Origin of the sequence: Bradyrhizobium sp. PRIMUS42, assembly GCF_023006515.1 — a bacterium.
Taxonomy (GTDB): domain Bacteria; phylum Pseudomonadota; class Alphaproteobacteria; order Rhizobiales; family Xanthobacteraceae; genus Bradyrhizobium.
The window spans coordinates 1-2,850 of record NZ_JALBGZ010000766.1; the positions used below are offsets into that span (position 1 = coordinate 1).

3 protein-coding genes and 1 pseudogene are annotated in these 2,850 nt (G+C 66.0%); all 4 read left to right on the top strand.

Annotated features, from left to right (window positions below; all coding sequences use genetic code 11):
• A partial coding sequence (locus tag MOV75_RS33245; RefSeq protein WP_247007444.1) for a FliI/YscN family ATPase occupies positions 1 to 932 on the top strand: 932 nt, incomplete at its 5' end.
• A gap of 121 nt (positions 933 to 1,053) precedes the next feature.
• Positions 1,054 to 1,473, top strand: a complete 420-nt coding sequence (fliJ, locus tag MOV75_RS33250; protein ID WP_008138882.1) for a flagellar export protein FliJ — start codon at positions 1,054 to 1,056, stop codon at positions 1,471 to 1,473.
• 176 nt (positions 1,474 to 1,649) lie between these two features.
• Complete coding sequence (locus tag MOV75_RS33255) at positions 1,650 to 2,195, top strand: sigma-70 family RNA polymerase sigma factor (protein WP_246928561.1); 546 nt, start codon at positions 1,650 to 1,652, stop codon at positions 2,193 to 2,195.
• 36 nt (positions 2,196 to 2,231) lie between these two features.
• Positions 2,232 to 2,850 (top strand): annotated as a pseudogene (locus MOV75_RS33260) (hypothetical protein); the annotation flags it as partial.

A 2,850-nucleotide genomic window follows, 5' to 3' on the forward strand; every position in this document is an offset into this window, starting at 1 on the left:
ATTCGCGCAAGCGGGTCGGCGCGCCGCTCGATCTCGGCGTGCGCGCGATGAACACCTTTCTCACCTGCTGCCGCGGCCAGCGCATGGGCATCTTTGCAGGCTCCGGCGTCGGCAAATCGGTGCTGCTGTCGATGCTGGCGCGCAACGTCGATGCCGCGGTCAGCGTCATCGGGCTGATCGGCGAACGCGGCCGCGAGGTGCAGGAATTTTTGCAGGACGACCTCGGCGAGGAGGGCCTGGCGCGTTCGGTCGTGGTGGTCGCGACATCCGACGAGCCGGCGCTGATGCGCCGCCAGGCGGCGTATCTGACGCTCGCGGTCGCCGAATATTTTCGCGACGAGGACCAGGACGTACTCTGCCTGATGGACTCGGTGACGCGCTTTGCCATGGCCCAGCGCGAGATCGGCCTGTCCGCCGGCGAGCCGCCGACCGCCAAGGGCTACACGCCGACCGTCTTCACCGAGCTGCCGAAACTGTTGGAGCGGGCCGGGCCGGGTCTCGGCGAGGGCGCCATCACCGCGATCTTCACGGTGCTGGTCGACGGCGACGACCATAACGAACCGATCGCGGATGCGGTCCGCGGCATCCTGGACGGCCACATCGTGATGCAGCGCTCGATCGCCGAGCGCGGCCGCTATCCCGCGATCAACATCCTCAAATCCGTCTCCCGCACCATGCCGAAATCGGCCGATCCGCACTTCTGGCCCGTCATCCAGAAGGCGCGGGCGGTGATGGCGACCTATGCCGACATGGAGGAATTGATCCGTCTCGGCGCCTACCGGGCCGGCTCCAGCCCCGAAGTCGACGAGGCGATCCGCCTGCACGAGCCGCTGGAGGCCTTCCTGCGCCAGCGCAAGGACGAAAATGCATCACTGGCGGACGGCTACCGCCAGTTGGCGCAAATCCTCGGCAATTTGGAAACGGAACGCTAACTTTGTCCCGTCATCATCCCATCCCACAGAGTAGCAGAGCCGGTCTGGGCCCCCATCGGGCCCGTGGGGTGACCGGTATCGTCCCACGTGCAGCGGGGGGACTTCTGGGGAGTACGAGTCGATGAAGTCACGAGATACCCTCATTCGCCTGAAGAAGTTTCAGGTCGACGAAAAGCGCCGCCGGGTCACCCAGATCGAGACCATGATCGCCGACTTCCAGCGGATGTCGACCGATCTCGAGCGCGAGATCACGACCGAGCAGGAGCGTGCCGGGATCAACGATCCCTCGCACTTTGCCTATCCGACCTATGCCAAGGCTGCGATCCAGCGCCGCGAGAACCTGACCCGCTCGGCCGACGAGCTCAAGGGCCAGCTCGACGAAGCCAAGGCCGCGCTGGCCGAGGCCTTCGAGGAGCTGAAGAAGGTCGAGCTGCTCGACGAGCGCGACCAGGCCCGCGAACGCGCCGAAGAGAATGCCCGCGAGCAGGCCGACCTCGACAGCATCGGCCTGATGCGCGCCCGCATCGGCGCCGTCGCCTGAGCCGCTAGCAGCCAGATCGCCTTGGAATTTGCCAGGCCCGGACCGCAAGGTCCGGGTTTTTCGCATGTGCTGTCCACAGTGTGGCACCGCACCCCTTGGTGGTCGGCTTTGCCGCGCGCTATGGTGGTGCGGTGCCAGGGCTTGCGCGGAACGCGAGGGCCTGTTTGGGGGGCGGAATGCTGACGCCAGCAGAGCTGGTCGGGTTGATTGAGGCGGTGGCAAAGGGCGATCAGGGCGCGTTCGAGCGCCTCTACGCCGCCACGCGCGCGAAACTCTATGGCGTCGTGCTCCGTATCTTGCGCCGACAGGATCTCGCAGAGGAGGTTATTCAGGAGACCTACGTCAAGATCTGGAACAGCGCCGGCCGGTTCGATCCGGCGTTGTCGTCGCCGATCACGTGGATGGCCTCGATCGCGCGCAACCGTGCGATCGACATCGTGCGCAAGAAGTCGGAAGTCTCCATCGAGGAAGAGCCTCAGGCGATGGAGGTCGCGGCCGACAGCCCCGACCCGCTGGCGCGCCGGGAGATGACCGAAGAGTTGAAGCGGCTCTTGGAATGCGTCGGCCGGCTCGAGCCGGACCGTCAGCGGCTCGTGCTTCTCGCCTATTACAACGGCTGGAGCCGCGAGCAATTGGCGGAGAAATTCGCCGCTCCCGTCAACACGGTGAAGACGTGGCTCCGGCGCAGCATGTTGGATATCCGGGAATGCCTGGGATTGTGATGGCTTGATGATGAGGATGGTTCTGGACTGCAATTGATGGCTTACACGGAGGACCATATCGCGCTCGCCGCGGAATATGCGCTCGGCACCCTCGATGCCGATGAGCGCGCGCAGGTCGAGACCATGATGGCGGTGGACGAGGCATTCGCCGCGATCGTGCAGGCCTGGGCCTTCCGGCTCGGCGCGCTCAACCAGATGGTCGGTTCGGTCGAGCCGCGTCCGATCGTGTGGGAGAACATCAGGTCCGAGATCGCGCGCACGGCGCTTGCGCAGCAGCCGCCTGTTCTGGCCGAAATCGCGCCGCCACCCATCCCGCCGATCGAAACTGCGCCGCCAGAAGCGCCGTCGGAGCAGCCACCGCAACCGCAGCCGCAGCCTACCGAAGCAGGGCAGCCCGAGCCGATGCGCTCTGGGTCCGATGCGATTGCTGATATCGCGCCGGTCTTCATGCCGCAGATCCACGCACCCGATCCCGAGGTCGTCCGGACGCCGCAAGTGCCAATCGTCGACGATGGCAATGTGATTCGTCTCGAGGGTCGCGTGAAACGTTGGCGCTCGATCGCATCCGCCGTCGGCGCGCTTGCGGCCGCGCTGCTCGTCACGCTGTCGCTTCAGCTCTTCCTGCCCGATGCGCTGCCGGGGGCCTTGCGTCCCG

Coding starts and splice junctions, on each gene's coding strand:
- fliJ (WP_008138882.1), top strand. CDS start 1,054: ATGAAGTCACGAGATACCCTCATTCGCCTGAAGAAGTTTCAGGTCGAC.
- MOV75_RS33255 (WP_246928561.1), top strand. CDS start 1,650: ATGCTGACGCCAGCAGAGCTGGTCGGGTTGATTGAGGCGGTGGCAAAG.